At 71.1% G+C, this 3,639-nt stretch carries 4 protein-coding genes; 2 read left to right on the top strand and 2 right to left on the bottom strand.

Features of this window, described 5'->3' with window-relative positions; translation table 11 throughout:
- Positions 1-20: 20 nt before the first annotated feature.
- Together G6021_RS01890 and serA are read right to left on the bottom strand one after the other, a co-directional pair.
- On the bottom strand, positions 21-1,040 hold the full coding sequence (locus tag G6021_RS01890) for a 3-isopropylmalate dehydrogenase (protein ID WP_182617677.1): 1,020 nt from the start codon (positions 1,038-1,040) through the stop codon (positions 21-23).
- A gap of 16 nt (positions 1,041-1,056) precedes the next feature.
- A complete protein-coding gene (serA, locus tag G6021_RS01895; protein ID WP_179525514.1) occupies positions 1,057-2,649 on the bottom strand; it encodes a phosphoglycerate dehydrogenase in 1,593 nt (530 codons plus the stop codon).
- Between the two features lie 145 nt (positions 2,650-2,794).
- On the opposite strand from serA, the gene G6021_RS01900 reads away from it, so the two are divergent.
- Together G6021_RS01900 and G6021_RS01905 are read left to right on the top strand one after the other, a co-directional pair.
- The gene (locus G6021_RS01900; protein WP_182609682.1) at positions 2,795-3,376 is read left to right on the top strand and encodes a hypothetical protein; all 582 of its coding nucleotides are present in this window, start codon (positions 2,795-2,797) and stop codon (positions 3,374-3,376) included.
- Positions 3,373-3,639, top strand: a 267-nt coding sequence (locus tag G6021_RS01905) for an FAD-dependent oxidoreductase (RefSeq protein ID WP_182640548.1), incomplete at its 3' end; no start/stop codon positions are given. The genes G6021_RS01900 and G6021_RS01905, both read left to right, overlap by 4 nt.

Genomic DNA, 3,639 nt, shown 5'->3' on the forward strand with positions numbered 1-3,639 from the left:
CGCACTAACGGAGATACCCACTAGTCGCTGACCGCCGACACGATCCGGTCGCCGACCTCGGAGGTCACCACGGGACGGTCTCCACGCGACCCGAGGTCCGCCTCGACCGCGGCCTCCACGCGCTCGGCCTCGGCGACCCTGCCCAGGTGCCTCAACATCAGCGCCACCGACAGGATGGCCGCGGTGGGGTCGGCCTTGCCCTGTCCTGCGATGTCCGGGGCGGAACCGTGCACCGGTTCGAACATGGACGGGTTGGTTCCCGAGGCGTCGATGTTCCCCGACGCGGCGGTGCCGATGCCCCCGGTGACGGCGGCGGCGAGATCGGTGATGATGTCGCCGAACAGGTTGTCGGTGACGATCACGTCGAAGCGCGAGGGTTCGGTGACCATGTAGATCGTCGCGGCGTCGATGTGGCAGTAGTCGACCGCGACGTCCGGGAACTCCGGGGCCACCTCGTCGACGGTGCGCTGCCAGAGCCCACCCGCGTTGACCAGCACATTGGTCTTGTGGACGAGCGTCAGCTTCCCTCGGCGGGACCGCGCCCGGCCGAACGCGTCGCGCACCACGCGCTCGACGCCGAAACGGGTGTTGACGGAGGTCTCGGTGCCGATCTCGTGGGGTGTCCCCACGCGGATCGCCCCACCGTTGCCGGTGTAGAGCCCCTCGGTCCCCTCGCGCACCACGACGAAGTCGATCTCACCCGGGTCCCTGAGCGGGGTCCCCGAACCGGGGTACAGCCGCGACGGGCGGAGGTTGACGTGGTGGTCGAGCGCGAACCGCAGTGGGAGCAGCATCCCGCGTTCGAGCACCCCGGCGGGCACCGATCGCGGATCGCCGATGGCCCCGAGCAGGATCGCATCGTGACCCTTGAGGCTCTCGATGTCCGCCTCGGTCAGGGTCTCCCCGTTGCGGAGATACCGGCGCGCGCCCAGGTCGTACTCGGTCTTCTCGACCCCCGGGACGAGCGCGTCCAGGACCCGGATCGCCTCGGCCGTCACCTCGACACCGATCCCGTCCCCGGGGATGACTGCGAGCTTCATGATGTCCGACCCCCGCTCAGACCAGGGAGATCTGGGTCGCCGTGGCGTCGAGCTCGGAGACGATCCGGTCGACGGTCGGTTCGGCGACCGCACGATCGACCCGCAGGATCAGCGAGGCACCTTCACCGGTGACGTCCTGGCTGAGCGCGGCGGCCTGGATGTCGATGCCCTCCCCGCCGAGGATGGAGCCCACCTTTCCGAGCACGCCCGGGCGGTCGGAGTAGTGGACGAACAGGTTCTGACCCTCGGCACGCATGTCGAAGCCGCGCTCGTTGATCCGGACGATCTTCTGCACCTGGTCCAGACCGGCCAGCGTGCCGGTGACATGGGCCGACGCGCCGTCCGCGGCCACCGCGGTGACGGTGACCGTACTGCGGTAGGACTTCGACTCGCTGCGGGTCTCGACCGAGTGCGTGACACCGCGCTGCTCGGCCATCTGGCCGACGTTGACGAAGGTGGCGGGCTCGTCGGTGATGGCGGAGAACATCCCGCGCAGGGCGGCCAGACCCAGCACGTCCACCTGCTCGGCGGCCAGTTCGCCCGCGACCTCGACGGTCACGGTGGTGGGCACACCCGGGCACAGGTGACCGGCGATGAGTCCGAGCTTCCGGACGAGGTCGAGCCACGGAGCGACCTCGTCGCCGACCGGGCCGCCGGTGACGTTGACGGCGTCGGGGACGAACTCCCCGCGCAGGGCGAGCAGCACGCTGCGCGCGACGTCGGTGCCGGCCCGGTCCTGCGCCTCGCTCGTGGAGGCACCCAGGTGCGGCGTGACGACGGTGTTCTCGAGGTCGAACAGCGGCGAGTCGGTGCAGGGCTCGGTGTCGAACACGTCCAGGGCGGCGGACCGCACCTTGCCGGACCTCAGGGCCTCGACGAGCGCGTCCTCGACGATGAGTCCGCCGCGGGCGGCGTTGACGATCACGACGCCGTCCTTGGCCCGGGCCAACCGCTCGGCGTCGAGCAGGCCGGCCGTCTCCTTGGTCTTGGGCAGGTGCATCGTGATGATGTCCGCGCGGGAGACCAGCTCATCGATGTCCACGAGCTCGATCCCGAGCTGGGCCGCGCGGGCGGCGGGCAGGTAGGGGTCGTAGGCGATGAGGTTCGTCTCGAACGCCGCCAGACGTTGTGCCACGAGCTGACCGATCCGACCCAGGCCCACCACGCCGACGGTCTTCCCGAGCAACTCGACGCCGTTGAAGGAGCTGCGCTTCCAGGTGTGCTCGCGCAGGGTGCGGTCGGCGGCCGGGATCTGGCGGCAGGCGGCCATGAGCAGGGCGACGGCGTGCTCGGCGGCCGAGTGGATGTTGGAGGTGGGCGCGTTGACCACCATGACGCCGCGCTCGGTCGCCGCGGGGATCTCCACGTTGTCGAGGCCGACACCCGCGCGACCGATGATCTTGAGCTTCGGGGCGGCGGCCATCACCTCGGCGTCGACGGTCGTGGCGGAGCGGACGAGGATCGCGTCCGCATCGGCGACGGCCTCGAGGAGCTTGGGACGATCCGGGCCGTCGACCCAGCGGACCTCCACGGCGTCGCCGAGCGCGTCGACGGTCGACTGGGCGAGCTTGTCGGCGATGAGGACGACGGGACGTCCGGATGCTGTCACAGTGGGATCTCCTCGGTGTCAATTTGGGCACACCCAGTCTAGGCCACCGCACACCGCCGAGGACCAGTGGCCGGGGTGGCCCGGGACGCCTACCGTGGCTGATGTCACCGCAGGCCCCGACCGACGTCCGACGAACGGATCACCTATGTTGCGCCCGCCCCGGTCGACCGGTTTCCCGGTCCGCCTGCCCAGCCCCTGGATGCCCGTCCTCGCCCCCGCGCGCGGCTCGACCGCGGTCGCCTCCTATCTCCGGGCACACCTCTACGGGGCGGCGGTGGGTCGCAGCCTCCTGGACCACTGCATCCGCGCCGTCGACGAGACCGATAAGACCCGCCTGGAGCCCCTGCGCGCCCAGTTCGAGCAGGAGATCGACACCGCCGCCGCGCTGCTGGCCCGGCTGACTCCCATCGGGACCCCGGGCCGGCGACTGCTGCGACTGTCGACCGGTCTCTCGTTCTCCGTGCTTCCGGTGGGGCCGGTGCTGAGCGATCCGCTGGCGCGGCTCGCGCTGCTGGAGGCGCTACGCACCCTCGTGGTGGCCAAGCGCTCCATGTGGGAACTGCTCGCGGACTCGTGGGTCGCCGACCAGCCCTCACGGGGCGACGACGACGAGGTGGGCGGACCCGGCACCCGGCGCGTCCTCCTGGATCTGGCGGAGCAGGCCGTGGCCCAGGAGAAGGTGTTGGAGGAACTGCGCCGGACCTACGGCCTGGCGGTGTTCGAGTGAGCTCCTCCGCGCCGGTGCGCGCCGACGTGGTGGTGGTGGGGTCGGGTCCGAACGGCCTCGCCGCCGCACTCCTGTGCGCCCGCGCGGGCCGTCGCGTCGTGGTTCTCGAGGCCGAGGACACCATCGGGGGCGGGTGCCGCACCCTGCCCATGGACGGCATGCCGGGTGATCTCGGCGCGGACCTCGTCGTCGACCCGTGTTCGGCCGTCCACCCGATGGCCGGCGCCGCGCCGTTCTTCCGTCGGTTCGACCTCGCCGCACAC

The organism is Dietzia sp. CW19 (genome assembly GCF_014145265.1).
Classification (GTDB): domain Bacteria; phylum Actinomycetota; class Actinomycetes; order Mycobacteriales; family Mycobacteriaceae; genus Dietzia; species Dietzia natronolimnaea.